Source organism: Micromonospora sp. Llam0 (genome assembly GCF_003751085.1).
Lineage (GTDB): Bacteria > Actinomycetota > Actinomycetes > Mycobacteriales > Micromonosporaceae > Micromonospora_E.
In genome coordinates, this window is sequence record NZ_RJJY01000001.1 from 2,773,667 (window position 1) to 2,799,158 (window position 25,492).

23 protein-coding genes and 2 pseudogenes are annotated in these 25,492 nt (G+C 67.0%); 7 read left to right on the forward strand and 18 right to left on the reverse strand.

Features of this window, described 5'->3' with window-relative positions:
• Positions 1 to 81 precede the first annotated feature (81 nt).
• The 3 genes from EDC02_RS42350 to EDC02_RS12255 all read left to right on the forward strand — a co-directional run bounded on the left by EDC02_RS42350 (position 82) and on the right by EDC02_RS12255 (position 1,985).
• Positions 82 to 207: a hypothetical protein gene (locus EDC02_RS42350; protein ID WP_255500210.1), complete on the forward strand. Its 126-nt coding sequence runs from the start codon at positions 82 to 84 to the stop codon at positions 205 to 207.
• 145 nt (positions 208 to 352) lie between these two features.
• Complete coding sequence (locus tag EDC02_RS12250) at positions 353 to 1,189, forward strand: TIGR02452 family protein (RefSeq protein ID WP_123601346.1); 837 nt, start codon at positions 353 to 355, stop codon at positions 1,187 to 1,189.
• Positions 1,182 to 1,985: a DUF5984 family protein gene (locus EDC02_RS12255; RefSeq protein ID WP_199757606.1), complete on the forward strand. Its 804-nt coding sequence runs from the start codon at positions 1,182 to 1,184 to the stop codon at positions 1,983 to 1,985. Before EDC02_RS12250 ends, EDC02_RS12255 begins: the two co-directional genes overlap by 8 nt.
• A gap of 398 nt (positions 1,986 to 2,383) precedes the next feature.
• Here EDC02_RS12255 and ltrA (EDC02_RS12260) read toward each other — a convergent pair whose 3' ends face one another.
• The 3 genes from ltrA (EDC02_RS12260) to EDC02_RS12270 all read right to left on the reverse strand — a co-directional run bounded on the left by ltrA (EDC02_RS12260) (position 2,384) and on the right by EDC02_RS12270 (position 6,146).
• Positions 2,384 to 3,379, reverse strand: coding sequence for a group II intron reverse transcriptase/maturase (gene ltrA, locus EDC02_RS12260; protein WP_199757607.1), 996 nt, complete (start codon positions 3,377 to 3,379; stop codon positions 2,384 to 2,386).
• A 499-nt stretch (positions 3,380 to 3,878) separates the two neighbouring features.
• Positions 3,879 to 5,141, reverse strand: a complete 1,263-nt coding sequence (ltrA, locus tag EDC02_RS12265; protein WP_199757608.1) for a group II intron reverse transcriptase/maturase — start codon at positions 5,139 to 5,141, stop codon at positions 3,879 to 3,881.
• Positions 5,142 to 5,942: 801 nt separating this feature from the next.
• Entirely contained in the window at positions 5,943 to 6,146 is a 204-nt protein-coding gene (locus tag EDC02_RS12270) for a hypothetical protein (RefSeq protein WP_123602053.1), read from the reverse strand.
• Positions 6,147 to 6,250: 104 nt separating this feature from the next.
• On the opposite strand from EDC02_RS12270, the pseudogene EDC02_RS12275 reads away from it, so the two are divergent.
• Positions 6,251 to 7,958 (forward strand): annotated as a pseudogene (locus tag EDC02_RS12275) (IS1182 family transposase).
• Here EDC02_RS12275 and EDC02_RS12280 read toward each other — a convergent pair.
• The 7 genes from EDC02_RS12280 to EDC02_RS41590 all read right to left on the reverse strand — a co-directional run bounded on the left by EDC02_RS12280 (position 7,883) and on the right by EDC02_RS41590 (position 12,905).
• The gene (locus tag EDC02_RS12280; RefSeq protein ID WP_158632170.1) at positions 7,883 to 9,064 is read right to left on the reverse strand and encodes an IS4 family transposase; all 1,182 of its coding nucleotides are present in this window, start codon (positions 9,062 to 9,064) and stop codon (positions 7,883 to 7,885) included. The pseudogene EDC02_RS12275 and the gene EDC02_RS12280 sit on opposite strands and share 76 nt — an antisense overlap.
• A 261-nt stretch (positions 9,065 to 9,325) precedes the next feature.
• On the reverse strand, positions 9,326 to 9,661 hold the full coding sequence (locus tag EDC02_RS42355) for a transposase (RefSeq protein WP_158632171.1): 336 nt from the start codon (positions 9,659 to 9,661) through the stop codon (positions 9,326 to 9,328).
• Positions 9,651 to 10,094 (reverse strand): transposase, encoded by a 444-nt coding sequence (locus EDC02_RS12290; RefSeq protein WP_123602056.1) that lies wholly within the window; start codon positions 10,092 to 10,094, stop codon positions 9,651 to 9,653. The genes EDC02_RS42355 and EDC02_RS12290 overlap by 11 nt, the downstream gene beginning before the upstream one ends.
• Before the next feature lie 51 nt (positions 10,095 to 10,145).
• Entirely contained in the window at positions 10,146 to 11,030 is an 885-nt protein-coding gene (locus EDC02_RS12295; protein WP_370461430.1) for an IS3 family transposase, read from the reverse strand.
• A gap of 5 nt (positions 11,031 to 11,035) precedes the next feature.
• Entirely contained in the window at positions 11,036 to 11,329 is a 294-nt protein-coding gene (locus EDC02_RS42795; RefSeq protein ID WP_370461403.1) for a transposase, read from the reverse strand.
• Positions 11,317 to 12,114 (reverse strand): DUF6444 domain-containing protein, encoded by a 798-nt coding sequence (locus EDC02_RS39530; RefSeq protein WP_148083435.1) that lies wholly within the window; start codon positions 12,112 to 12,114, stop codon positions 11,317 to 11,319. The genes EDC02_RS42795 and EDC02_RS39530 overlap by 13 nt, the downstream gene beginning before the upstream one ends.
• 326 nt (positions 12,115 to 12,440) lie before the next feature.
• Positions 12,441 to 12,905 carry an integrase core domain-containing protein gene (locus EDC02_RS41590; protein WP_233605883.1) on the reverse strand — a complete coding sequence of 155 codons (465 nt, stop codon included), beginning with the start codon at positions 12,903 to 12,905 and terminating at the stop codon, positions 12,441 to 12,443.
• A gap of 237 nt (positions 12,906 to 13,142) precedes the next feature.
• Between EDC02_RS41590 and EDC02_RS12315 the strand changes: the two genes are divergently transcribed.
• Positions 13,143 to 14,789 carry an IS1182 family transposase gene (locus EDC02_RS12315; RefSeq protein WP_123602059.1) on the forward strand — a complete coding sequence of 549 codons (1,647 nt, stop codon included), beginning with the start codon at positions 13,143 to 13,145 and terminating at the stop codon, positions 14,787 to 14,789.
• Between the two features lie 11 nt (positions 14,790 to 14,800).
• Here EDC02_RS12315 and EDC02_RS40225 read toward each other — a convergent pair whose 3' ends face one another.
• The gene (locus EDC02_RS40225; protein ID WP_158632172.1) at positions 14,801 to 15,160 is read right to left on the reverse strand and encodes a hypothetical protein; all 360 of its coding nucleotides are present in this window, start codon (positions 15,158 to 15,160) and stop codon (positions 14,801 to 14,803) included.
• A 35-nt stretch (positions 15,161 to 15,195) separates the two neighbouring features.
• Here EDC02_RS40225 and EDC02_RS12325 point away from each other — a divergent pair.
• Together EDC02_RS12325 and EDC02_RS12330 are read left to right on the forward strand one after the other, a co-directional pair.
• Positions 15,196 to 15,624 (forward strand): annotated as a pseudogene (locus tag EDC02_RS12325) (transposase); the annotation flags it as partial.
• Positions 15,621 to 16,028: a hypothetical protein gene (locus tag EDC02_RS12330; RefSeq protein WP_123602061.1), complete on the forward strand. Its 408-nt coding sequence runs from the start codon at positions 15,621 to 15,623 to the stop codon at positions 16,026 to 16,028. The pseudogene EDC02_RS12325 and the gene EDC02_RS12330, both read left to right, overlap by 4 nt.
• 362 nt (positions 16,029 to 16,390) lie before the next feature.
• On the opposite strand, the gene EDC02_RS12335 is transcribed toward EDC02_RS12330, so the two are convergent.
• The 7 genes from EDC02_RS12335 to EDC02_RS12365 all read right to left on the reverse strand — a co-directional run bounded on the left by EDC02_RS12335 (position 16,391) and on the right by EDC02_RS12365 (position 25,445).
• Positions 16,391 to 17,362, reverse strand: a complete 972-nt coding sequence (locus tag EDC02_RS12335) for an NAD-dependent epimerase/dehydratase family protein (protein WP_123604729.1) — start codon at positions 17,360 to 17,362, stop codon at positions 16,391 to 16,393.
• A 293-nt stretch (positions 17,363 to 17,655) separates the two neighbouring features.
• Positions 17,656 to 19,458, reverse strand: a complete 1,803-nt coding sequence (locus EDC02_RS12340; protein ID WP_123602062.1) for a hypothetical protein — start codon at positions 19,456 to 19,458, stop codon at positions 17,656 to 17,658.
• Positions 19,459 to 19,758 carry a phosphopantetheine-binding protein gene (locus EDC02_RS12345; protein ID WP_123602063.1) on the reverse strand — a complete coding sequence of 100 codons (300 nt, stop codon included), beginning with the start codon at positions 19,756 to 19,758 and terminating at the stop codon, positions 19,459 to 19,461.
• Positions 19,759 to 19,967: 209 nt separating this feature from the next.
• Entirely contained in the window at positions 19,968 to 21,779 is a 1,812-nt protein-coding gene (locus EDC02_RS12350; protein WP_199757609.1) for an ABC transporter ATP-binding protein, read from the reverse strand.
• The gene (locus tag EDC02_RS12355; RefSeq protein WP_123602064.1) at positions 21,776 to 23,638 is read right to left on the reverse strand and encodes an ABC transporter ATP-binding protein; all 1,863 of its coding nucleotides are present in this window, start codon (positions 23,636 to 23,638) and stop codon (positions 21,776 to 21,778) included. Before EDC02_RS12355 ends, EDC02_RS12350 begins: the two co-directional genes overlap by 4 nt.
• Positions 23,639 to 23,774: 136 nt before the next feature.
• Entirely contained in the window at positions 23,775 to 24,506 is a 732-nt protein-coding gene (locus EDC02_RS12360) for a class I SAM-dependent methyltransferase (RefSeq protein WP_123602065.1), read from the reverse strand.
• Positions 24,507 to 24,557: 51 nt separating this feature from the next.
• The gene (locus EDC02_RS12365; RefSeq protein ID WP_123602066.1) at positions 24,558 to 25,445 is read right to left on the reverse strand and encodes a hypothetical protein; all 888 of its coding nucleotides are present in this window, start codon (positions 25,443 to 25,445) and stop codon (positions 24,558 to 24,560) included.
• Positions 25,446 to 25,492: the final 47 nt, after the last annotated feature.

Here is a 25,492-nt window from a genome sequence, read left to right on the forward strand (position 1 = left end):
CTCCGGAGCACCCTGGGCTTCCGGTAGCGCGGCTGCGGTCGCCTGCGCAAGAGAGCAGAACGTGATACGTGGTAACAAGCCTTGACCATCGTGGCCGGCACGATCATGGTCACCTCCCGGACAGGTGCCCGCGAGACCGTGACCCGGCAAGGGCATCTGCGCCTACGCGCCTCGGTGCGGCACGCCTACCGGCTCCGACCCGAGTGAGGTTCACCGCCTCGAGTGGTGTTCCTCCGCCGTCTCGACAAGCCATCGGTCGCGCCCCAACTGCAATCGGGTTGCCCGCCACCACGGCGCTGCGTAGGTTCCTTGGCGTGTCGCTGCTCGCTAACCTCGCCGGCCCGGTGGATCCGTGAGCGGCCGTCTTCGAGAGATCGCGCGACACACGGTGACGATCACGGAGTCGGGCCGCTACCGCAACGACATCGGTGACGAGGTCGTCATCGCTGACGCGGTCCGCGCCGCAGTCTCCGGGACCCGGCACCACCTGCCCGATGAGAGAATCACTCTCGCGCACCGCCAAGCGGGTGCCCGCACGGTGGAGGTGACGGACGAGTCGACGCTGCTCGCGGCACGCCGTCTCGGCCCCGGAGCGGCGGCTCTGGTGTTCGCCTCGGCCAAGAACCCCGGCGGCGGGTTCCTCAGCGGCGCACAGGCGCAGGAGGAGAGCATCGCCCGCTCCTCAGCCCTGTACGCATGTCTGCGGGCCGCACCCGACTTCTACGCCTTCCACCGCGCTCAACGGGACCTGCGCTACAGCGACCGGGTCGTCTACTCCCCCGACGTGCCGGTGTTCCGCGACGACAACGGCAACCTGCTCGACCAGCCGTACACCACCTCGCTGCTGACCGCGGCCGCGCCGAACCTCGGCGCGATCGTACGCACCCAGCCCGAACACGCCGCCGACGTGCCAGCCGTACTCGCCCGGCGGGCACGGCGGATCCTCGAGGTCGCCGCCGCGCACGGGCATCGCGGCCTCGTGCTCGGCGCATGGGGGTGTGGGCTGTTCCGCAACGACCCCGCGACCGTAGCCGACGCGTTCACCCACGCCTTGAACGCGGTCGCTCACTTCGACCACGTCGTCTTCGCCATCCACGACAACCTGCCAGGAACACCGGTCCACACGGCGTTCGCCCAACGCTTCAGCCCCACCACCGACGAACGCACCAGCGGCGAACCTCGTGACTGACCACCGCCCGGTACGCCGGACACCACCGGCAATCCGCTTCCAGTTCCAGCTCCGCCCGCTGGACCAGGTACACCCCTGGGGTCGGGACAAACAGACGCTCCACTGGTTCGGACTCACCGAAGGCTGGTACTGGCTCGACCTCACCGGACACCAGCTGCTGCGCTACTCCGCCGAGACGGTACGCCGCCGGCAAGCCGACGGCCACGACGATCCACCGTACGCCGACTACTACATCGCACGGCTCTGGGAAGACCTGCTGCAGCTACTCCCTACCATTCTGGAACCGGTGCCCGCCGACCTGCTGCCCTTCATCGAAGCGGATGCCACGACCTGGACCACCCGAGACAACGAGTCCGATGCAGATACCACGGCCGAGGAGTGGTACGGCGACCACTACCTGGACTTCGGCTACCTGCGTAACGCCCCGAATGTTCGCTGCTGGCGCACCATCAGCACCGACGACACAGTGACAATCGACTGGTGGAACCAGCGACCCGACCCGAACGACGACATCATCTTCACCGGCCCAGCACGCGGACGTACGGCTTTCTGCACTCAGCAGCTCACCGACGCGGTGCGCGACCTGGATCACCAACTGATGGCCGCCATGGACAAACGGGTCAGTGAGCTTGAGGGACGCGGTTCACCGCCCGGCGTCGAACTGGACCTGGTCGCGCTGCGCAACGAGCACCGCGAGCGCATGACCTGGCTCACCCACGCCCTGGACCGGACGCCAGCGACTGACTGGGCAGCAACCCGAGCAGGCGCGGCCAGGCTACGAAACCGGCCGACCTGACCGCAGCCGCCGCGCACCTCGTCAGCCCACCGGGACGGCACTCACTTCCGCTGCTGCGCCGACAGCGGCGGACCCGTGCCCTGACTCCACAGGTAGACGGCGACATCATCGGGCACGCAGACACTCAGCTCCACAGTCACCTCCTCCCACCGCTGAGGGCCCGAAGGCCACACCCTGCAATGCGTTCTCGCTACGTGAGCACCAGTTCCTCGCGAAGAACGATCATGGAGTTGGAGATCAACTCCAGCCTCGGACACCAGCCGATAGGCCACAAACGTGCAGCTCAGCCCCACTACGAAGAGTAGGGTCGGGTCGCCCGGAGGGATCTCACCTCCGGGCTCCCACGGAACGGAGCGTGACAGTCTCCCGTCACTCCGCTCGTACCACCCTGGCCATCATCAGAGGGTTACGGACCGGCGGTGGATCTGCCATCGCCGGACGGTACGGCTGAGTCGTTTGAGAGCGTCCTTGCTGACCGCCGGGAGGAACGCGGTGAACACGTCCCCTCGACGATCCTTGGCCCCGCGAGGACGGAACGTGTACCCGAGGAACGTGAACGAGGTGTCCGGATGGGCTCCTCGCCGGTTGGTGTCCTTGCAGTACACGATTCGGGTCTTGTCCGGGTGCAGACGCAGCCCGACCTCGACCATCCTGTCCTCGATCGCCTGGCGCACCAGGTGCGCCTGGCGTTCGCTGGCGCAGTGCACCATCGCGTCGTCGGCGTAGCGTTCGAACGGCACGGACGGGAACGTCCGGGCCATCCAGGTGTCGAACGCGTAGTGCAGGAACAGGTTCGCCAGCACGGGTGAGACCGCGGACCCTTGCGGGGTTCCCCGGTCTCGGGGTTGCAGGCTACCGTCGGGCTGCTGCATCGGGGCGATGAGCCACCGTTTGACGTACAGCAGTACCCACGGCAGGTCGGTGTTCGCCTCCACCGCTTTGATCATGAGGTCGTGGTCGACGCTGTCGAAGAACGCCTGGACGTCCAGATCGACGACCCAGTCGTAGCGCCAGCACCGTTGCCGGCATGCCGCTACCGCGTCCAGCGCCGACCGTCGCGGCCGGTAGCCGTAGGAGTCGGGGTGGAAGATCGGTTCGACCTTCTCCTCGATCCTGCGGGCCACCACGGTCTGCGCCACCCGGTCACCCACATTGGGCACACCGAGTGTTCTGACCCCACCCTGCGGTTTTGGTATCCGCACCGCTTTCACCGGAGGCGGGAAGTAGCTGCCCGAGGACATCCGATTCCAGATCTTGTACAGATTTGCTTTCAGATCCTTCTCGAACTCCCCCAGGCTGACGTCGTCGACTCCGGGCGCTCCCTTGTTCGCCTTGACTCTTTCGTACGCTTCCCAGACTTCCCACTTCGAAATCTCGAATGGCTTCTCTGACAATGTCAGCTCGCTCCTCACAGTTCCTCCCAGACCGTTATGCGTTCTGGTTGACCAGACGAACCAACTGTGGATGGCCCGGCCCCTTCGCTCGACCCCGATTACCGGGGCTTCGTCACTACTACGGGCCGGTCCGCCAGCGCGTCTCGCTACGGTACTCACACCTCGCGGGCACATCCCGCTCGGCTACTCCCTCTCGCCCGGCTACCCGGGGCGGTATCGAGACACGCCTTCCCACGTTCCATGCAGAAGCCGCAGACCAGGCTCATGCCGCCTCCATGCCGAGCACCGCCTGGCCAGTCGTCGGGCACCCGCCAGATTCATCCCGCAGCCAACAGCAAGGACCACGGTTCTGATGCCACCTAAAACGTAACGACACGTCAACAGCGGTTCGGTTTCACTCATCTTCCTGGTCCGCCGAGTAGCCCGGGGGAATCTCACCCCCGGGCCCTCACAGAACCGTACGTAACAGTCGCCCGTTATACGGCTCTTGTCGCTCTGGTCACCAGACCGTGGGAGCGTGGGTGACCCACGCCCAGTGGGCGAAAGCCCTCGGGCGTTTCTGAACGGCTCTGTTCCATGCCGACCGGGCTTTCCTCTTGCCCCGCAACCGTTTGTACTTTCGACGGACCCACCGCAGCAGGTAGGCGTTGATACGTTCCAGGAGGGGATACAGGGCCGATCGGTAGAACGCCCCGTAATAGTTCATCCAACCCCGTACGATCGGGTTCATCCAATCGGCGAGGTCCGCTTCGGTTAGGCATGTGCGATGGTGCAGCCGCCAGGACCGCACCTGGGCACTGATCTTCTTCAGGGCCTGGCTACTGATCGCCGGCAGGAACGACAGGAACATCGCTCCTTCCTTTGTTCGCGCGGAGCGTCTCCGGAAGCTGTAGCCGAGGAAAACGAACTCGGTGTGCTCGGATGAATCTGCACGCCGGTTGTCGTCCTGACAGTAGACGATCCGGGTCTTCTCCGGGTGTAGAGCAAGCCCAACCCCAGTCATCCGTTTCGTGATCTCGGCCAGCACGTATTTAGCTTGCCGTTCACTGACGCAGTGCACGACCACGTCATCCACGTAACGCTCGAACCGGACGACCGGGAACACCTTGGCCATCCACGCGTCGAACGCGTAATGGAGAAACAGATTAGCCAGGACCGGTGAAATCGCGGACCCTTGCGGAGTACCACGATCTCTTTCCTGTAGCACGCCGTCGGGTAGTTGCAGTGGCGCCTTCAACCAGCGTCCCACATACAACAGAACCCAGGGCTTATCAGTATGCGCGGTGACTGCTTTTAGTAGCAGTTCCCACGGAACCGTGTCGAAGAACTTCCGGATGTCCAAATCGATCACCCAGTCGTTCTGCCAGCACCGCCTACGGCAAACAGCTACCGCGTCGACCGCCGACCGCCCAGGCCGGTAGCCATACGAGTCAGGGTGGAAGATCGGTTCGACCCGCGCTTCCAGCTCCCGCGCTGCCACCGCCTGCGCGATCCGGTCCGCGACCGTGGGCACGCCTAAAACCCGGACGCCTCCCCCAGTCCTGGGAATTTCCACCGCACGCACCGGAGGCGGAAAGTATGTTCCCGACGACATTCGATTCCAGATCTTGTACAGATTGTTCTTCAGATCCTGCTCGAAGTCCGCCAGGGACACCGCATCCACGCCCGGGGCACCCTTGTTCGCTTTCACCTTCTCGTACGCCTCCCAGACAGCCCGCTTCGAAATCATGAACGGCTTGCCCAGTGCTTTCAACTCATCCACGCGACTCCTCCCAACCACAAGGCTGGTTGATCGAGTAAACCAGTCACGAACGACCCGACCCCTTCGCTCCACCCCTATTACAGGAGCTTCGCCACTACTACGAGTCGGTCCGCCAGCGCGATCGGCAACGGTACTCAGTTCCTCACGGCTTCGGGCCGCCCGGAACGCTCCCTCTCACCCGCCCCAGCAGCGGCGGGTAGTTTCCTCACACGCCTTCTCCCGTTCCGCACGAAAGCCGCAGGTCGGGCTCGCGTCGCCTGTATGCCGGACACCGCCTGGCCAGTAAACTGGTCCCCGCCAGACTCATCCCGGGATCGCATTGACACCCCGGTTTCGATGTCGCCTTCTAATTTTCGACACGTCATCAGCGATTCGCTTTCGCTCGCCTTCCCGACCCCCACCTGACATCTCGAATGGATGCCTTTTCCCCATCGTTCACCACAACAGTCTTCAGCTAATGCAGCATGAGGTGGTTTGAAGCCTCCCCCAGCAGAGCGACTCCGAAGGGCCAAACCTTCATCTTCCGTACAGCATCGCCGCAAGACAGATATTCCTACATATTCCTGTCCTTTCGCGTTCGGGACACAACAATGCCACGTAGCCTAGGTTGATCTTGATGGTGGCTGGACCCGATGGATGTGGATGGTCGGTGGACGCTGGTGGCGGATGCTGGCCGGTTCGTGGGGTTTCTTGACCCGGTACTGGTTGTGGCGGGCGCGTTTGACCGCGCGGGGGCAGGTGCGTTCGCGTCGGGTGGGGATCAGGAGAGCGGCGATCCGGGCGAGGTGGGTCGGTAGCTGGTCAGCCCAGTCCTGAGGGGGGAATGTCCGCCGTGCCGGTGGCGGTGCGGCGGATCAGGCGCAGGGCTCTGGTGAAGGAGATCCTGTCCGGATCGAGGTCGGCGGCGGCGGACGCTTTCGCTGTCAGCGCGCTGATCGCGTGGTGGACGATCAGGTAGGCCCAGATCTCCTGATGGGCCAGGTCCGGCAGACGGGACCGCAGCACCCGTCCGGGACCACGGAGGTGGGTTTTGAGCTGGTCGTTGACCCTGATGGCTTATTCGGCCGTGTACCCGTCTCCTTCGGTGGGTCAGTAGGGTTGTTGTGGTCATGTCGATGCAACCGAGGCCGTGGCCAGACGTTCCGGAGCAGACCGCGCGGATGGCGCGGGCGGCGTTCCGGAAAGGGAACCTGGCGACGCGGATCCGTGACGAACTCGGCCAGGTGTACGAGGACGCCCGGTTCTCGGCGGCGTTCGGGCTCCGGGGACGGCCGGGGATCTCCCCGGCACAGTTGATGACCGCCAGCGTGTTGCAGTTCTCGGAGAACCTGACCGACCGTCAGGCCGCCGACGCGGTCCGGGACCGAATCACCTGGAAATACGCCCTCGGTCTGGAACTCGACGATCCGGGTTTCGACCCCACCGTCCTGTCGGAGTTCCGGGACCGGCTGGTCGCCGGTGACCTGACCAGCCTGGCCCTGGACGCCCTGCTGCGACGCCTGGCCGGGCTCGGACTGGTCAAGGCCCGGGGCCGCCAACGCACCGATTCCACCCACGTACTCGGCGCGATCCGCGACCTCAACCGCCTCGAACTGGCCGGAGAGACACTACGGGCGGCGTTGGAAGCCCTCGCCGCGGCGGCACCGCACTGGCTCACCTCGGTCATCGACGATTCCTGGACCGGCGTCTACGGCACCCGCGTCGACAACCTACGCCTGCCCGAGAGCCAGACCAGACGTGACGAGTTGACGGTCCGCTACGGCATCGACGGCTACCACCTGCTCGACGCGGCGCACCACCCGGACGCACCGGAATGGCTGGCACAGATCCCAGCGACACAGACGTTACGCCTGATCTGGATCCAGCAGTTCTACCGCGACACCGACGGCGCCGGACAGGAGGCGCGACGGCGGGAACACGCCCCGGACGGGGACGGTGTCCCGCCCGGCAGAGACCGCCTCATCTCCCCATACGACCCGGACGCCCGATACAGCGTCAAACGCGACACCGGCTGGGGCGGCTACAAGGTCCACTTCACCGAGACCTGCGACCCACCGACCGGCACCACCGGCCGGGAAACCGGACGCGGAGAACACCCGAACCTGATCACGAACGTGGCCACCACCACCGCGACCGTCCCGGACTCGGCCATGACCGCCATCATCCACCAGCGACTGGCCGACAAGGCACTGACTCCCGCCGAGCACCTCGTCGACTCCGGATACCCGTCCGCCGAGATCACCGCCGCCCGCCGCCCGCCGGCACGGGATCACCCTGACCTCCCCGATGCTGATCGACCCGTCCGCGCAGGCCCGCGCCGGGCGAGGCTACGACAAAGCGGCGTTCACCTTCGACTTCGACACCCGCCACGGCGTCTGTCCCCAGGGCAACACCAGCACAAGCTGGTCACCCTGCCGACAACGCGACACCGACACCATCGTGGTGTCCTGGCCGAAGAGCGTCTGCCAGCCCTGCCCCACCCGCCAGGAATGCACCCGAGGCACCCGCCGCCAGATCACCATCCACCCCCGTGACCTACACGAAGCCCTCACCGCTGCCCGCATCCAGCAGAACACCTCCGAGTGGAAGGCCCGCTACGCCGTCCGCGCCGGAGTCGAGGGCACCATGCGCCAAAGCACCCATGTCACCGGGATCCGTACCGCCCGTTACCGAGGCCTGCCCAAGACCAGACTCGAACACACCCTCACGGCCACCGCGATCAACATCATCCGCCTCGACAGCTACTGGACCGGACACCCCCTCGACCGCACCCGGACAACACACCTCCAACGCCTCGACTTCACCCTCGCCGCCTGACCTACACCGAATAAGCCATCAGGGTCGTCGTTGGCGGTTTCCTCCTCCCACCGCTCGTGGTAGCCGCCAGCTAGTTCGTCGGCGTGGGCGTCGGCGGGGTCGACGATGGTGGTGATCAGGGCGATCAACTCGCCGGTGCCGTCGCCGACGCGGTCGGGAATGTCGTACTCGACCACCCGGGCGAGGTGGACGACCGGCAGGCCCCGGTCGTCGAACGCGTCGGGAACGCTGTTGATGTCGGTCAGGTCAGCTCCGGCGCGGGCGGCCGCGAGCAGTCGTTCCCGTCGACCGCCACGGACGGTCGGTTTGATCAGGACGGTGAGATAGGTGCCGTCGGACAGGATCTTGACCACGGGCAGGTCGAGCTGGGTCGGGGCCCGCCACAGCAGCGCGGCGCCGGTCGCGGCGGCGGTGTCCCACGCCTGCCAGGAGTAGAACCCCCGGTCGGCGGTGAGTAGTTCGTCGGACCGTAGCCGTGGGTACAGCCGCTGCGCGAGGGTCTTCTCCCCTTCCGGGTAGGCGCCGATCTCGGCGGCGACGAAGGCGTGGGTGCCGCACTCCGCGAGGGCCACGACCCGGGCCTTCGGAAACGCGGAACGGTTCCCCCCTGACCCGGCGTAGCCGAACTCGGCCGCGTTGGCCGTGCTGTCGGGCACATCGACGGTGAACCCGTCGATCGCCAGCAGCCGCCACCGGCGTAGGAACGACCCCCGCGCGGTCCCCAACGCGCCCGCCGGCGCTGTCGGGCCCGCCTCGCCCGCGACCGGCCCGCACGTGCGCTCGAACAGCTCGGCGAACACCCGGCGGCCCAACCGTTTCCGCGCCTGGCTGATGGCACTCGAGGTCGGCACGCTCCACGCCGCGTCCCAGCACCCGAACCGGTCCAACGACCCGGTGACCCTGGTCGCGACCTCGGTGTAGTCATCGTCGGGGAACAACGCCAACCCCAACGTCAGGTAGGTGCTCACGTGCGCCGGCAGTTTCCCGTCCGACCGCTGCTCCCGCACCCCGCACACCTCGATCGCGGCGTCGACCTCCTCCCGCGACACCTGCGAGATCAGCACCCCGAGCGTCACCTGATCCGGCCGTACCACTGGACGGTCCACCACATCCACCGACATGACCCGTGATCAAAACAGTCAGCCGAGCCGTGGTCGTCCCGCCACGCCGCACCGCCCAGGAGTCCACATCAAACCCGCAGGTCAAACCCAAGATCAACTTAGGCTACGTGGCATTGTTCCTGGTCCCTACCTGACACCTCTCACGGCAAACATTCAGGTGGTGGGCGTAGGGTTCCGTGCGGTGGCATAGCGTGATGGCCGGTTGGCTGGTGGCCGCCGGCTGATGTTTACCTGGGTGGGTCGGGGTCAGGTGGGTACGGGTAGGTCCGGCATCCAGGGCCGTCCGAGGATGGCGTCGCGGAGGACCTGCATCTTGTCGAGGCCGTTCTTCGCCGCGCTGGACACATAGCCGAGAATTCTGTAGCGGTCTTTCGTGCGTTGCTCGCTGGTGAGCCGCCCGGAGATCTTCTGCTGGATCTTCGCTGGTCGTAGGTCCCGTTCGGCCTGGTTCGAGGTCGGCGGAACCTGTAGGTCGTCGACGAAGCGCAGCACGTCGGCGCGACGGTCCCGGAAGACTTCCAGCAGCAGGCGGGCTTTACGCTCACCGGGACGGTTGCCGGTGGTGGTGGTGTCACAGGCCAACCAGGACACCGTGGTGCAGGTTGTACAGCAGTTTGGCCTTGACCTGCGGGTCGATGCCGGGCCGGTTCTGTTCCCGGGCCACGTTCGTCTCGTGGATCAGAGCACGCGGGGCGTCGGAGATCCGCTTCGGCCAGACCGCGTCGGGGTACACCTCGGCCGCACCGTCGAGATCACGGAGGAGGTGGGCACAACACAACTGGTGTACCAGGGTGCCCAACCCGGCCGAGTCGTAGTTCTGGTAGCGGTCGTGCACGACCACCGAGGCGGTCAGGTCCTTGACCACGAACGCGGTGAACGTGGCCAGGTCCCGATCACCGACCTGGTAGTGAGTCCACCACTGGGTACAGGCCACGAGCAGGTACTTGTCCGCTTTCTTGCGGCCCGGCTTCGGCTCCTTCGGCCCGACCCGCAGCGGCGTCTCGTCACAGCACACCGCGTACGTGAGGGGCCTCGCGTTTTCCGGACAGTGGTTCGGCCGGTTCTTTCACGCCGCGATTTGAAGGTTCTCGAACTCTGCGTGGACTTCCCGGGGAGGTCGGTAGCCCACCGCTGAATGCAGACGCTGACGATTGTGCCAGAATTCGATGTAGGCAGTAACGTCCCGACGTGCCGCCTCACGCGTGGGATACTTCACACGCGACACGCGTTCGTTCTTCAGTGCACCGAAGAACGATTCCGCCATCGCATTGTCGAAACAAATTCCGGTCCGGCCAGCGGATCGCCGCAACCTCAGATCCCGAAGCGTTCTGCCGTAGTCGTCCGACATGTAGTTGCTGCCCCGGTCCGAATGAAAGATGGCGTTCTTCCTGAGTTCGCGATTCCGGGCGGCGTTACGGATGGCGCGGGAGATCAACGGCGTCTGGTAGTGGTCGTCCATCGCGTACCCGATGACTTCCTTCGTGCAGCAGTCGATGACGGTCGCCAGATACAGCCACCCCTCGCCGGTCGGGATGTACGTGATGTCGCCGACGAGCTTCTCCCCAGGCGCGTCGGCGGTGAACTCCCGGCCGACGAGGTCAGGCACCGTGCCGGACGACGACTGGGTGAGTCCCCACCGCCTCGGGCGGGGCTGGCACGGCACGAGCCCGAGCTCGCGCATCAGCTGGCGGACGAGTTCCGGCCCGGCGGACACGCCCTGGCGCCGCAGTTGCGCGTGGACACGTCGATGCCCGTAGGTGCCGTCAGACGCGGCGAACACCTCCTCGATGGCCGATCGAAGGTGGGCGCGGCGGGTGGCGGTCGCGGAGTCGGGGCGGGTTCGCCATTCGTAGTATCCGGACCTGGACACGCCGAGTTGTTCGCACATGAAGTCGACGGGGTAGGCGTACTTCGCGGTGTCGAGTCGCATCGTCTCGATGAACTCGTACAAGCTCGTTACCGAGGGTCCTTCGCGAAGTACGCCGCGGCTTTTTTCAGGAAGCTGTTCTCCATTTCGAGTTCCCGGTTGCGGCGTTCGAGTTCCTTCAGTCGAGCGCGCTCGTCGATGCCGATCTGTGGGCTGTTCTGGGCGCCGCTGTTTTCCCGCCGGTACTGGCGGACCCAGGAACGCAGCGTCTCCGGATGAACGTCGATCTCCCGGGCAACCTGCGACACTGGCTTGTTCGACTGTAGAACGAGTTGCACTGCTTCTTCACGGAACTCTGGGGTGTATGAGCTTATGCGTGCCATCGCGCTTCTTCCCTCGACTTTCCTAACAGGGTAACCTTATTGGCTCCCTGTCCGGAATCCTCGGGGCACCTCAACGCCAAGGTGATCAGCGTTCGGATCCGTTTGTCGACCTCACTGGTCAACGCGGCGGCCCGGCTCAGCATGCCGTGCACGAACCCCGGCGACGGTGTCGCCCCCGTCAACGACTGGAGCATCCGCACACACCGCTGCACCGGAATGAAATGCACGACCATCAGATAGACAGCCCACGCCTGCGGGTTCGGGCCGTACCCCACCGGACCGGCTCCCGCGCCTTGCGGGCGGGCCGCGGTGTGCAACGTCCCGCACCCGCACCGCACCGCGTGCTGGTCGTACTGGGTCAGCGTCGCGGTCATCAACGGGACCTCGACCTGCTGATACCGGTCCACCACACCCAGATCCCGCGCGTGCGTCAACTGCGCTCCGCACCCGCACACGCCTTCGGGGAACCGGTCCCGCCGCTGATCAGGGGCATCCGACCAGGCCAGGTTCGACCCCGGCGCACCCCGCTGTTTACCCCGCGTACCCGCCGGAGTGTCCCGCTTCTTCCTGACCGCCGGTGGCGTTCGACCCGGATCGTCGTCCTTCGACGGCGGAGACGACGAGTTCGACGAGTTCCGCGACAGCAGATGCTCCAACCGTGCCAACCGCGCCGCAAGAGCTTCGTTCGCCGCCGTCAACTCCGCGATCCGAACGTCCTGAGCAGCGATCCGCTCCGCCTGCGTCCGAGCGAGCGAGATCAGCTCTTCACGAGAAAGATCACCCAACGCCGGCACACCCAAGATGAAACCACATCGGACAGGGCCCCGCCGAACCAGCCAAGCCCCGTCACTCAGCCCGCACTGACCATCACGCTTCGAGAACCACGTGAATGTTTACCTCTCACGGCGCCTTTTCCACATCGCTCACCACGACGGTCTTCAGCCAACGCAGCATATGCGTGGTGGTTTGAAGCCTCCTCCCGAAAGGCGACTCCGAAGGGCCAAACCTTCATCTCCTGCACAGCATCGATTCCTGACATCGCTCCTACATTGCGATCACCATTCCTCGTTCGTGGCACACGCTGCTGCGTGGTAGGGGCCAGGTAGGGGAATCAGATCCGCCGCACCACCCCACCCGGCTCGGACTCCCGCACGGCGGCCAGGGCGCGCGCGTAGCCGCGGGCCTCGGCGTCAGCGATTCGCTGCGGCAGGGCCGACCACTCGGCGACCAGACGAGACAGGATCTCGTCCCGATCCCGCTCGGCAGCGCGCAGACGTTGTACCTGCCGAGAATGACATCCGGGCAGCTCAGGCGGCATGCTCGTACTCGTGAGGATGCCGCCTGAGCGGTCGCGTCGGTGGATGTTCAGGTGGGCGAGCCGGTCGGGGTCGGTGATCGGTTCGGGTAGCGGGGCGAGTGGTCGGACGTTAGCGATGCCCTGATGCGGGCGGTGTTCGTTGTAGAACGTCTCGTACTGGCGCAACGCGTGCAGCAGGTGCCGCTGGTTGAGGATCAATGTCCGGTCGAGGAATTCGCGCCGGCAGCTCCGGATCCAGCGCTCCATGATCGCGTTCATCCGAGGAACCTGGACACCGGTGCGTACCACGGTGATGCCAGCGTCGGCCAGGATCGTGTCGAACAGGGCCGGTACTTGCCGTCCCGGTCGCGGATCAGGTACTTCACCCGGCAGCCGGTGTCTTCGAGGTCCTTGACAATCCTCCCCGCCCTAAACGACTCCGTTGGGGAATGGCCAAACCCGTTGGTTCCGTCCGTTGGCATGATTACCGGGTCGATCGGGTGGAAAGGGTTCAGTATGTCGCTGCAGTCGTGGGACGACCGTGGGGTGCCGGAGTGGACCGCGCGGGTGGTCAGGGCGTCGTTCCCGAAGGGCACCCTGGCCATGCGGATCCGTGACGCGCTGGGCCCGGTGTTCACCGATGACATGTTCACGGAGGCGTTCCCGGCGGGAGGCCGTCCGGCGGCGTCGCCGGGGGCGTTGGCGCTGGTGTCGGTGCTGCAGTACGCCGAAGGGCTCAGCGACCGTCAGGCCGCCGACCAGGTCCGGGCGAGGATGGACTGGAAGTATCTGCTCGGCCTGGAACTCGACGATCCCGGGTTCGACTTCACGGTGCTCAGCGACTTCCGCGCCCGGCTGATCAAGCACGGCATCGAGGAGAAGGTACTGGACGTGGTCCTGGACCGGTGCGCGCGGCACGGACTGCTGCGCGCTGGCGGCCGGCAACGGACGGACTCCACGCATGTCCTCGCGGCGGTGCACACGCTGAACCGGATGGAGTTCGTCGGGGAGACCCTGCGGGCGGCACTGGAGGTCCTGGCCGCAACCGTACCGGCGTGGCTGACGCCGCTGATCGACGCCGGCTGGGTCGAACGCTACGGCGCCCGGGTCGACTCCTACCGGTTCCCCAAGGGCGACGACGTGCGTACCCGCTGGGCTGAACAGGTCGGCCGGGACGGCTACCTGATCCTGGACGCGATCGCCGCCAGCGCAGCGCCCGCGTGGCTGCGCGAGATCCCCGCGGTCCAGGTCCTGGCCCTGGCATGGCAGCAGCAGTACCACCGTGACGGCGAGGAGGTGCGCTGGCGGGAGGGCAAAGACCTCCCGCCGAGCAGAGACCGGCTGTCCTCGCCGTATGACACCGACGCCTGCTACGGCCTCAAACGCGGCAAGGGCTGGTGCGGCTACAAGGTGCACCTGAGCGAGACCTGCGACCCGCAGATGCCGCATCTGATCACCAACGTGGCCACCACGGACGCGACGGTCACCGACACCGAGATGACCGGGAACATCCACCAGAACCTGGCGACGCGCAGGCTGACGCCCGAACAGCATGTGGTCGACGCGGGCTACGTCACCGCCGCGCATGTTCTGACCGCCCGCGATGAGCACCGGATTGACCTGCTCGGACCCGTCGGGCCCGATACCCACCAGGGTGAACGCCTCCCGCGGTCGGCGTTCCGCGTCGACTGGCAGGCCAGGACCGTGACCTGCCCGCAGGGCAAGGCCAGCATCAGCTGGTCCACCCAGCGCAGGAACAGTGGCACCGAGCTGGCCCGGGTCCACTTCGCCGCCACCGACTGCACCGGCTGCACCGTCCGCGCGGCCTGCACCACGGCCGCCGTCAACAGCAAATGGGGACGCAGTCTCACCCTGCTTCCCGCAGCCCAGCAGCAGATCCTGGACACCCGGCGCCGCGAACAGACCACCGAAGCCTGGCAACAGAGCTACCACATCCGCGCCGGTGTCGAGGCCACCATCTCCCAGACGACCCGACGCACCGGCATCCGGCGCACCCGCTACCTCGGCATGGACAAAACACACCTCGGTCACCTCCTCGCCGCGACCGCCATCAACGTCATCCGCATCGACGCCTGGCTCACCGACACACCCCTCGGCCGCACCAGAACCAGTCACCTCACCCAACTCCACCTCGCCGGCTGACAGGCGGTACATCATGTCTTGGCCATTCCCCAACGGAGTCCTGAAGGCCGGAGTATCCACGGAAGGAATCCGATGACCAGGTTGCGGGCGGCCTGGGACACCCAGGCCGCAGTGGGGTGCGCGGTCGCGCCGAGGATCCGGATCCGGCGGCTGGCATGGTCGATGGCCGCGAGGATGTACAGGCGGGTGCCGCTGAGGGTGATCGTGTCGAGGAAGTCGACGGCCAGGAGCGTCTCGGCCCGTGACCGCAGGAACTGGGTCCAGGTCGTGGTCGCGCGGTCCAGGGCTGGATCGATCCCCGCCGTGTGAAGCATCTCCCAGACCGTGGATGCGGCGACCTTGACCCCGAGGGTCAGGAGTTCGCCGTGCACGCGCCGGTATCCCCAGGAAGGGTTCTCCGCCACGAGGCCGCAAGCGGGGCCTCGCCGTGGACGCGTTGGGGCTGGTCATCGCGGTCGTGGTCACCGCCGCGTCGGTCACCGACAACGCCATCGGCATCCGGCTGCTCGACCAGGTCGTCGCGCACACCCCCACCGTGACCCGCGCGTGGGTCGACGCAGGGTTCAAACAGGACATGGCGCTGCACGGCGCCCTGGTCGGCGTCGACGTCGAGGTCGAGGTCGTCAAACGCTCCGACACCCGGCCCGGGTTCGTACCGGTCCGCAGACGCTGGATCGTCGAACAGACCCTCGGCACCCTCATGCTGCACCGCCGCCTCGTCCGCGAGTACGAGAGCCGACCGGAGTCCAGCGTGTCACGGACCTGGTGGGCGTCCACCGCGAACCTGGTCCGCCGACTGACCGGGACCAGCACCCCCACCTGGCGGCAGCGGTGAACCTCACCACGGTCATCGACCTGATCGCCCACCAGAAGGCCGCCGCCGGCCAGACAGCCGACCGGCTACGCGAGCAGATCGCCAACCTCACCACCGAACTCGGCCGCGTCGACAGCGAACTGGCCGCCCTGGCGACCACCCGCACCACCCTACGCACGCTCGCCGCCACCGAGTTCACCGCCGACGACCCGACGATCGCCAGCACCCCCTACCAGCAGATCCTGGACGTCCTCGCCGCCACACCCGCCGGGATGCGGGCGAAGGGCATCTGCCTCGCACTCGGCGTCGAACCCTCACCGAAACACGTCGAAGGCACCCGCGCGAAGCTCAAACGCATGGTCAACCGCCAGGTCCTCACCGAAGACGAACCCGGAGTGTTCACTCTCGCCCCGAAAAGGACGTAATCTTCCGAACTGCCCTCTGAATCCGCCGGACGGCCCTCAGCGTGGCTGAGGGCCGCCCGGCCGTCGCGATGGTTGACGACCATCCGTAGTGCGAGACGTGGGACCGGCGTGCCTCGGCCGCGCTCACGACGCGGACCGCCTGCGCGGCGACTAAGTCCTTTCCGCCGACCAGCGGCGGGTGGACGACCTTCGTCGAGATCACCCAGTCCCGTGTCTGGTTCCACCGGTGGCCTTCCGTGTACTGCCGCTGACCATCGACAGCCTCGACCGGTTCCGGTCGGCGCGCGGAATCCACACAGGATTAACGCAGCCACCACCGTGCACGCTGAGTGATTGGCGAACGGATATGGTTGGAGGAGCAGTCACGGTCGGTCGAGTGTCGGTTCGACCGGTGCCGAGGCGCGCAGATAGGCGATCATGTCGGCAACCCCCTCGTCGAACGACACGTGGGCCCGCCAGCCGAGCCGCTCCGCCGCCCGGTCCGGGCACAAGCGGACCCGCTGCACCTCACCCGGCAGCGCGGGGCCGTACCTCGGCGCCCCGTCGAACCCCACATGCCGGGCGACCGTCGCGTAGACGCCGGCCACGGAGGTTCCGATACCAGTGCCCACATTGATCAAGCCATGCCCGCGGCTCATGGACCGCACGAACGCGTCCACGACATCCGAGACGTGCACGTAGTCGCGGATGACTGCGCCGTCGCCGTTGATCGTGCAGTCCGCGCCCCTCAGCAGATTGTTCGCGAAGATGGTGACCACGCCCGCCTCACCGTTCGGGTCCTGCCGAGGACCATAGACGTTGCCCAGCGCCAGCGCGACGTAGTCGATGTCCCGGTACCGGCGGTACAGCCGCAGATAGTCGCAGCCGACCCGCTTGGTGAGGCCGTAGAAGGACGACGGCCTCCCCCAGGACTCCTCGGTGAGCGCTGGATCGCCGGGCGGCGGGTCTCCGTAGATCGTGCCTCCACTGGATGCGAAGACGACCTTGTGCACACCGGCGTCGGCCGCGGCCTCCATGAGGTTGACGAGACCGAGGACGTTGCAGCGGACATCCAACAACGGGTCGCGCATGGAGACGTTGACGCCTGGCTGCGCGCCAATGAGCATGATCAACTCTGGCCGCAAGGACCGTACCAGTGCGGCCGCCGCAGGTTCCGCGATGTCCAGCCGGTGGAACTGCTTCTCGGCGAGCCCACGGGCCCGGGCGGCGTCGAGGTTCTCCGGGCGTCCGGTGGACAGGTCGTCGATAACAGACACATCGTGCGACGCGGCGAGCAGTGCGTCCACCACGTGTGAGCCGATGAAACCTGCACCTCCGGTGACCAGTACCTTCACGAGTTCCTCCCGTAGCAACGTCACCTGGTACGTCTGAGGCCGGCGCCGTGCTTCCGCCACCGGTGCGGACGATCACCGCTCGCCAGCCGTCAGCCGCCCGCACGCGGGTCGGCGCCGATCCACGTTGCGCCTGTCGAACTACACCAGGAGCCACGTTGGAGCATCCACGTGGCCTTCGGCCGACAGCAATTTTAGACCGACCTTCGTCAATGTATAGGCACCGCTGCCGCTCGTCAATTTCCGAAATGCCGTTTTCCGCCCATGGAAACAGGTCACCGAACACCGGGTGACTCTCACCCAGTCAATACAGTGGCGAGTCGCCAGATCTGAAGCCTGGCTGGGTAGCTGTGACGAATGTGGGCCGGGTCGGCGTCGAGGAGCTCTTTCACCCGATCGATGTCAAGGTATTTCCAGACGGGGTGATCCTTCGATGCCGGTATCCGATCCATAATCCGGCGCTGTATACCCGCGATAGGATCCGTTGCGGGATCCGAATCGGCACGATCAGCGAGTTCCGTGCGGTGGATCAGCCACTCGCGGTCACGTACACGCTCTTGGCGCCCCCCGTAGCGACCGCTCCGGCTGCAGTACGGGGTATCGTGAAGATCCGGGCCGAGCAGTGCGGTCAATTCCCGGTGAAAGCGTGCGCCCATCCGATCCTCAAGTGGCTGGCTCAGCATTGCCGGCCACAGTCGCCTGCTGACCAGTGGCGAAATCCCGTCCTGCCGGTAGTCGTACGGCACCGTTTTCATACCGTGCCAAGTCCCGAAGTATTCGAGGAAGCACAATTCCGGCACATCGGAGAGCGCGAAGCCTTCGTCGACCGCCCGCTCGACGAAAGACGTCAACCATTTGCGAAACATGTTGAGGGCTGATGGCGATGCGATCGAGCGCACATGGGTCGGAACATATCGGCGCATCATCCCCTCGATCATCTCCTGTGGGGTCCGGGCATCCCGGTACTGATCGAAGTTTCCGGCACGACCCCAGTGAGCATCGAATGATCCGCGGGAGAACTCACCGCCGACACCGTCGAAGACCAGGAGCGGGCGGGGGGCGTGCGGCGGCGATTCGAGCAGCAGGTCGGTGATCTCCTCCCAGCTGATCGTCCCCGGCGAACCGGCCCGGAGGAAGGCGGCTGCGGCGTCCGTCGCCCGGTAGATCGGGACGGAGTCGCCGATGTCCCGGACATGATGGTCGAACCTCAGCAGCCGGGCGAGGGTCCGGCTCAGTTCGACGTCCTCGGTCAGCGGATACCCGGGCAGGTACTCGAAGGCCATGCACGTCGCCGAGACCTCGACCCCGGCCTCCCGCAGAGCCGCGCCGACCAGCCGGGAGTCGTACCCACCCGTCAGGTGGACGTGACGAGCGCGCCCGGGCCAGTCCGCAGACGCGGCCGACACCGCGACGAGATCGCGCGCCGCCTGGGCGTAGTCCGTGGGGCCCTGCCGGAAGTCCTCGGGGGACACCCGGTTGAGCGGCACGGCACTCTGCTGTCCGTCGGCGGAGAACCGGGTGAGGGTGCCCGGCTCGACCCGGTCGACGAGATCGCTCATCGGCTGCCCCGTCGTGGCGTTCCCCGTCACGACGAACGCCGCCAGCGTGCTCTCCCGGATCGGATCCGTGACCTCGCTGACGAGCGGGGCGACGTTGGCCAGCCAGAAGGCACCGCCCCGGCGGGAGACGAAGATCGGCAGCAGGCCCGCAGGGTCGGTTACGAGGCGCACCGCGTCGTCCGCCACGTCGATGACCGCGAACCTGCCGTCGAGCCGCCTCAGCAGTTCCGGCGGCGCCCCGAGGTACGAGGACGGGTCGATCGCGCGGCGGCCGTCCGCGTCCGGCCCGTCCCAGAGCACGGGACGCCCGGCGAACAGCGAGAATCTGTCACCCGCCGGGAAGGTGTACTCGATGCCGCCGAGTTCCGCTGGCGCGTGCGCCACCCACCGGCAGTGGATCGTGCCGCCGGGCGAGTTCCACGTGCCCGTCTCGGTGAGGGTGCCGGGCGAGTGCGAGCCCGCGAAGGCGCTCAGCCGGCGGGCGGCGGCCGCGTCGAGCTCGCGGGACGCCCTGCCAATACGAAGAACGAAGGCAATCATCTATCCTCCGTACGGACGGCCGAGATCGACTATTGCCTGCTCCTGATCGGACTCGTGCGAGCGCAGATCGTCGACCACGCCCCAGAGCGTCGCCGCGTCGCCGAAGGTCTGCAGGTTGATGTAGTCGTCGGGAAACTCCACCTCGAACTCGTCCTCGATTTCCACCAGGATTGAGATCAGCGCCCGCGAGTCGAGTCCCAGGTCAATCAGCGACCGGCCGGCGATCGGGGCACCGCCCGACAGCGGCAGATACCGGCGCAGGATGGTGTCGAACGTGTCGGGCCACCGACTGCCAGTCATGCGTTCCTCCCATGGCCTTGGAATTGCTGGGCCGCGCTGAACACGGGCCTCCCGGCTTTCGCGGACGTCGGGGGTTGCGCAGCGAAACTCGCCGCCGCGGCGGCGTCCGGGGTCTCACCGCACGGAAGTCATCCCGGGCGTGATCGGGGTGCCCGGATGAGCGGTCCTCTCCATACTGGATGACAACGGTTCGCTCATCAAGCGAGCGGTCAGACCGCGTAGGCAGCGGACTGGATGCGGTACAGCTCGGCGTAACGTCCCGCGGCGGCCATGAGCTCCTCGTGCGATCCGGCCTCGATGAGGCGACCGGCGTCCATGACGAGGATCAGGTCGGCACCGGCCACGGTGGAGAAGCGGTGCGACACGATAATCGTGATCGTGCCGGCCTGCCGGGCGCTGGCCCGGGCGCGGGCCATGTGGTGCTGAAAGACCGCATGCTCACTGGGGGCGTCGAGCGACGCGGTGGGCTCGTCCAGCACCAGCAGGGCGGGGGCAGGGCGCATGCAGGCCCGGGCCAGCGCGGTCTTCTGCCACTGCCCCTCGGACAGCTCGACACCGCCCAGTTCCGCCCCCAGCTCGGTGTCGAGCCCTTCGGGCAGTTCGGCCAGCAGCCCGGCCGCGTCGGCCTCGGCGACGGCGGCGAGCACGTCCGCGTCGCCGGGCGCGGTCCGCGCGGGGTCGTCCGCGAAGCCGCCAAGCTGGATCGTTTCCCTGAAGGTGGCGTTGTAGCGGCCGAAGTCCTGGAACGCGGCGCTGATGCCCGACCGCCAGGCGGCGGTGTCGAGCGCGGTGAGGTCGGTGCCGTCGACGGTGATCGTTCCGGCACACGGCCGGTAGAACTTGCATAGCAGCTTGATCAGAGTCGTCTTGCCCGAGCCGTACTCGCCGACGACGGCGACCACCGACCCGGCCGGCAGCGCGACGCTGACGTCGTCGAGAGCGGGCCGGGTCGTGCCCGGGTAGGTGTAGGAAAGACCGGACAGGACGATGCCGGTGCCCTGACCGGCCGCCGGCGGACGCGGGGCGCCGGCGGACGCCTCGGTCCGTTCCGTCGCGGCGTAGGACCGCAGCCACAGCAACGGGTCCAGCAGCCGCCGGGATCCGGCCGCGACGACGGTCCGCTGGACCGTGGTCCCGATCGACCCACGCAGGCTGTTTGCCACCGTGACCGTGAGGACGACGTCGCCCGTGCTGCCCTGCCCGTGCGCCGCCTGCCAGATCACCAGCGCCAGTCCGGCCATGAAGCCGGTGGCGAACACACACCATCCGGCGGCCCGCCACCAGGCGGCGGCGACTTGTGCCCGCGTCCGCCGCCGGATCGCCGCGTCGTACGCGGCCTCCTGCCGGGACACCAGGTCAGCGGCCGACGCCGACAGCCGGATCTCCTTGCCCGCGGTGGCCGAGGTCGCCATCTCGAACAGGTGCCGCTGTACCCGGAAGTCCTCCGCCGAGTCGGTCTCCGCCCGCGAGATGCCCGCGCTGGCCCGGCTGTCGAACCAGAGCGGCGCGGCGGCGAAGGCCAGCAGGAACAGCAGCCAAGGGCTGACGTCGCCCAGCACGATCAGGCTGAGAGCTACCTCGCCCGCGCCGAACACGGCCAGTAGCACCGACCACGGCAGGTCAGCCAGGCCCCAGGCGGCGAAGCGCAGCGTTGTGATCCGGTCGAGGTAGTCGGTGCGCTCCAGATGCCCGATGCCCTCGATGCCGAGGACCGACTGGACGATCCCGCCCTCCACGTCGTCGAACCCGACCCGCTCGACCAGGACGATACGCAGCCAGTCCATGATGGTGTTGAACACCAGGGCGAGGCACGACACCAGGGCCAGGCCGACGGCGGCATACACCGCCGCAGTCGCCTGGCGGGACGCGCTCGCGTCGACGACCGAGCGCAGCGCCAGCGCGGTGGTAACCGGGACCGCCATGTTGATCAGCAGCAGCGCGACCATGGCCGTCGTGAGCGCGGGCATCCGGCGGAAGCACAGCCCGAGAACCTCGGCCCACACCCGCACGTATCTGCTCACGCGGTCTCCCGGTCGTCGTAGCCCTGCCGGAACCGCTCCGCCTGCAGCTCGAACATCGCCGCGTACCGGCCGCCCAGGGCCATCAGCTCGTCGTGCGTCCCCGACTCGCCGATCCGCCCTCCGGTCCCGTCGGCGCCCCTCTCGAGGAGCACGATCCGGTCCGCCTGACGCACCGTGGACAGCCGGTGCGAGACCAGCACCACGCTGGCCTTCCCGGCTCGCCCGGCCAGCCGCTGGAACAGCTCGAACTCCGTCCGTACGTCCAGGTGCGCGGTCGGCTCGTCCAGCACCAGCAGCCAGGCGCCCGTTTCCAGCCCGTACAGCGCCCGGGCCAGCACCACCTGCTGCCACTGCCCGCCGGACAGGTCCACCCCGCCGGTACGCGACCGCGCCAGCGGCGTGTCCCATCGGTCCGGCAGCCGGCGGAGCACCTCGTCGAAGCCCGACTCCCGGGCGGCGGCCTCCAGCGCGGCGTGCTGCGGCACGGCGAGGGTCACGTTCTCCCGGGCGGTCAACTCCCACTTGGCGAAGTCCTGGAACACCGCCGAGACCTGCCGCTGCCAGCCCGGCCGGTCCTCGGAGATGTCGGCGCCGTCCACGGTGACGCGGCCCCGCGACGGTTCGTACAGCCCGGTGAGTACCTTGATCAGCGTCGACTTGCCGGCACCGTTCAGCCCCACGACCGCGAGCAGCTCCCCCGGCCGGATTTCGAGGTCGAGGCCCTCCAGCACGGGTGTGCTGCTGCCCGGATAGGAGAAGCTCACCCGCTCGAAACGGACCCGGCGGGCCACCGCCGTCCCGCCGGCCGGCCGCGGTTGCGCCGGCTCGGTCACCAGGGCGGTCCCGAGCCGGGCCCGCAGTTCGCGCATCGCGCGCAGGCCCGGCAGCGCGCCCTCCACGGTCATGAGTGGCATGACGTTGCCGATCATCCCGGCGACCGAGACGCCGGCGATGAGCACGGCTGTCTCGATCCCCACGGAGCGGTACCCGGCTGCGGTTCCCGCCGCGACCACCGCGTAGCACACCGCCAGCGCCACCCCGCTCAGCCCCATCGTGGTCAGCGGCATGGTGACGCACATCGTGAGCCGGCCACGCCACACCGGGTCGAACATCGCGTGCCTGTGCCACTGGCTGCGCCCGAGTGCCCAGTGCCCGAACCCGAAGACCCGCACCTCCTTGCCAGCGGCGGCCGACATCGCGACCCCCTGCCAGTAGTACGTGCGCCGCAGGTGCCCCGACCCGGCGAGCCACCGCCGCTGGTCGCGGCGGACCAGCCGCAGGCCGATTTCCCGCCCGGCCCACGCCGGGATCACGAGTGCGGGAACCAGCCACCACGCGTAGGCCACCAGCACCGTGCAGGACGCGATGATCCCGACATAGCGGAACAGGTTGCCGATCTGGGCCACCACCGCGCTGCCTGGAGTGCTCTCGGTCCAGTTGTCCGGGTCCGCGTTCGCGATCCGGATCAGATCCCGGGTCTGCTGGCTCTCCAGCGTGGTGAGGGTCGGTGCGGACGCGGCGAGGCGGGTCACCGCCGCCCGGTGCCTGCCGTCGATCCGTGACTGCACCGCGAAGCCCAGCGGCGCGCTCGCCGCGTCCAGCAGATATCCGGCCACCAGCGCCACGCCGAAGGCCAGCAGCGGCAGCACCGACCCGCCGAGGTCGAGCCGGCGTTGGAGCGACCCCACCAGCAGACCCATAGTCACCGCCGCCGCCGCCGGGATCAGCGCTGCGGCCAGATGCAGCGCGCACAGTGCCAGGCCCAGCGGCCATCCCGCGTCGCGCAGCCATTTCAGCAGTTCACGACGCTCCCGGAACGCCGTGGATTTTCGAAACGGACCGGCATCCGCCAGGGCCACGCGGGTCTCCCATTGACTCGACCGAAGTTACCTCTGTCGATTTTCGGGGGACAGGCTATCACAGTGTTGCCGGCGATCGGTCGGCCGTTTCCGCAGTATTAGCAAAGGCGGCTGAGCCCGGACCTCGCGGATCGGATCACAGCCATTCGGCGCCGTGTTTCGGGGCTTCCAGTCGATCGAGCCCAGAGCTACGTTTCTCGACCACCGCCACGAACGGGTAGATCGCTACGGAGGCCACGGTCGTCTGTACGGGATTCGCCGGAAAATCGTAGGATCTCTCCGCCATCTCGTGGAGCTCCCCGCTCAGGCCGGAGAGGTAGTCCCAGAAGTGGTGGGTCGAGCGGTGAATGTCCTCGCAGAGATAGACCCCACCGGGGCGCAGGTGGGGAAAGAGTTCCTCGAACGCCGTGATCTGCTGATGCGCATGATGGCCGCCGTCGTCGATGACGATGTCGAACCCGTCCGGCGTCTCGGCGATCAGCTTGCGCAGGAACGACCGATCCGCCTGGTCGCCAATGAAGACGGTCGTGCCGGAATCCTCGTACGCAAGGCACGCCGGCTCGATGTCCAGCCCGTAGATCTGAGCACCGGGGCCGAAGTAGTCCCGCCACATACGCAAGCTTCCGCCGCTGTAGACTCCGATCTCCATGACCCGCGGGCCGTTCCCGGCGAAGCGTCCGAAGTGCCGTTCGTAGATCGGGAAGTAGTGACGCCATTTCCAGATCCCCGGCCCCGTGGTGTTCCGGTCGAAGAAACTCTCCAGCCGTCCGGGATCGGCGGCAGGAAGCGGGGACGGCATGGTCAGCGACTCAGCAAAACGCTTACCGGCAGCTTTCCGGCTTTCGCTTTCTTGCGCATTCGTTTCCATGCGCCGAGGGTAGCCGGGCCGGTCAGCGACGGGGAGTCCACCACGGCACGATCACGCCACGGTCGGATCCGCCGCGTCATCGCCCGAACGGAAAACGTGGAGTGCGGCGGCACGCGCCAGGAGCCTGACCTGGAAGTCGAAAGTGAACAGGCCCCGGTTGCTGCCGGTGCCGGTGAGAATGGTCCCGCCCTCCGGAACTGTCGCCCGGCCGTCGATGTGATCGATCAGCGGCGGGTCGCCGAAGTCACCGAGAAGGAAGATCCCCCATTCCGCGCTGGCGCGGTCGAAACCGAATCTAATAATGTCGGCCAGATACTTGCGATAAATCGGGATCTCCAGGCCGCGGATGGAATCACCGGGCCGCTCGAAGACCTCGGGCAGCACGACGCGGCGATAGAACTCGGTCCGCGAGAAGTGCGGGCTCGCAGACCAGGAGCATGTGCGGACGAGGGGGATCTCGCGTTTCACCGCATCGGGCTTCAGGACCGAATCCGACCCGGCCTCTTCGATGCGGCGCACGCTCAGCCTGACGTAGTTGATGTCGTTCCACCGTTCGAACGCCGCCAGGACAGCACCGGAGTCGATGGGCCGGATCAACTTCCAGTCGTGTTCGAAATGCAGGGCGTAGGGAGTGTCGACTCGCTCATATGCGGCCAGCATCGTGCCCCCCACACCAACGGGCCGGCCCAGTTCGACGACCTCGGACTCGGTGCCGAACGCCTTGCTGTCGGACAGCTTGCGCAGGCGCCGGAGATATTCTGAGTAGGCTTGAGTCGATTCCTCCCCCGGATCGGGATGGCCATCGCAGATGATCAGATGCCGGCAACCGTGCAGGCCGGCATTCTCGACGATACTTTGAATCGCCTCCAAAATGATATCGGTCGACGGATGGGTCGGGATTACCGACGTGGGCGTGACAATGGTGAGCTTCGCCTTCATTTCCAGAATACTAGATCAACCATCACCGGTCGTCAATGTGCCCACGT

Excerpts from the sequence above, each read along its gene's own strand:
- EDC02_RS42795 (WP_370461403.1), bottom strand. The coding sequence starts at position 11,329 with ATGGCACGCATAAGCTCATACACCCCAGAGTTCCGTGAAGAAGCAGTG.
- EDC02_RS41590 (WP_233605883.1), bottom strand. The coding sequence starts at position 12,905 with ATGAACGCGATCATGGAGCGCTGGATCCGGAGCTGCCGGCGCGAATTC.
- EDC02_RS12315 (WP_123602059.1), top strand. The coding sequence starts at position 13,143 with ATGTCGCTGCAGTCGTGGGACGACCGTGGGGTGCCGGAGTGGACCGCG.
- EDC02_RS12340 (WP_123602062.1), bottom strand. The coding sequence starts at position 19,458 with ATGATTGCCTTCGTTCTTCGTATTGGCAGGGCGTCCCGCGAGCTCGAC.
- EDC02_RS12345 (WP_123602063.1), bottom strand. The coding sequence starts at position 19,758 with ATGACTGGCAGTCGGTGGCCCGACACGTTCGACACCATCCTGCGCCGG.
- EDC02_RS12360 (WP_123602065.1), bottom strand. The coding sequence starts at position 24,506 with ATGGAAACGAATGCGCAAGAAAGCGAAAGCCGGAAAGCTGCCGGTAAG.
- EDC02_RS12365 (WP_123602066.1), bottom strand. The coding sequence starts at position 25,445 with ATGAAGGCGAAGCTCACCATTGTCACGCCCACGTCGGTAATCCCGACC.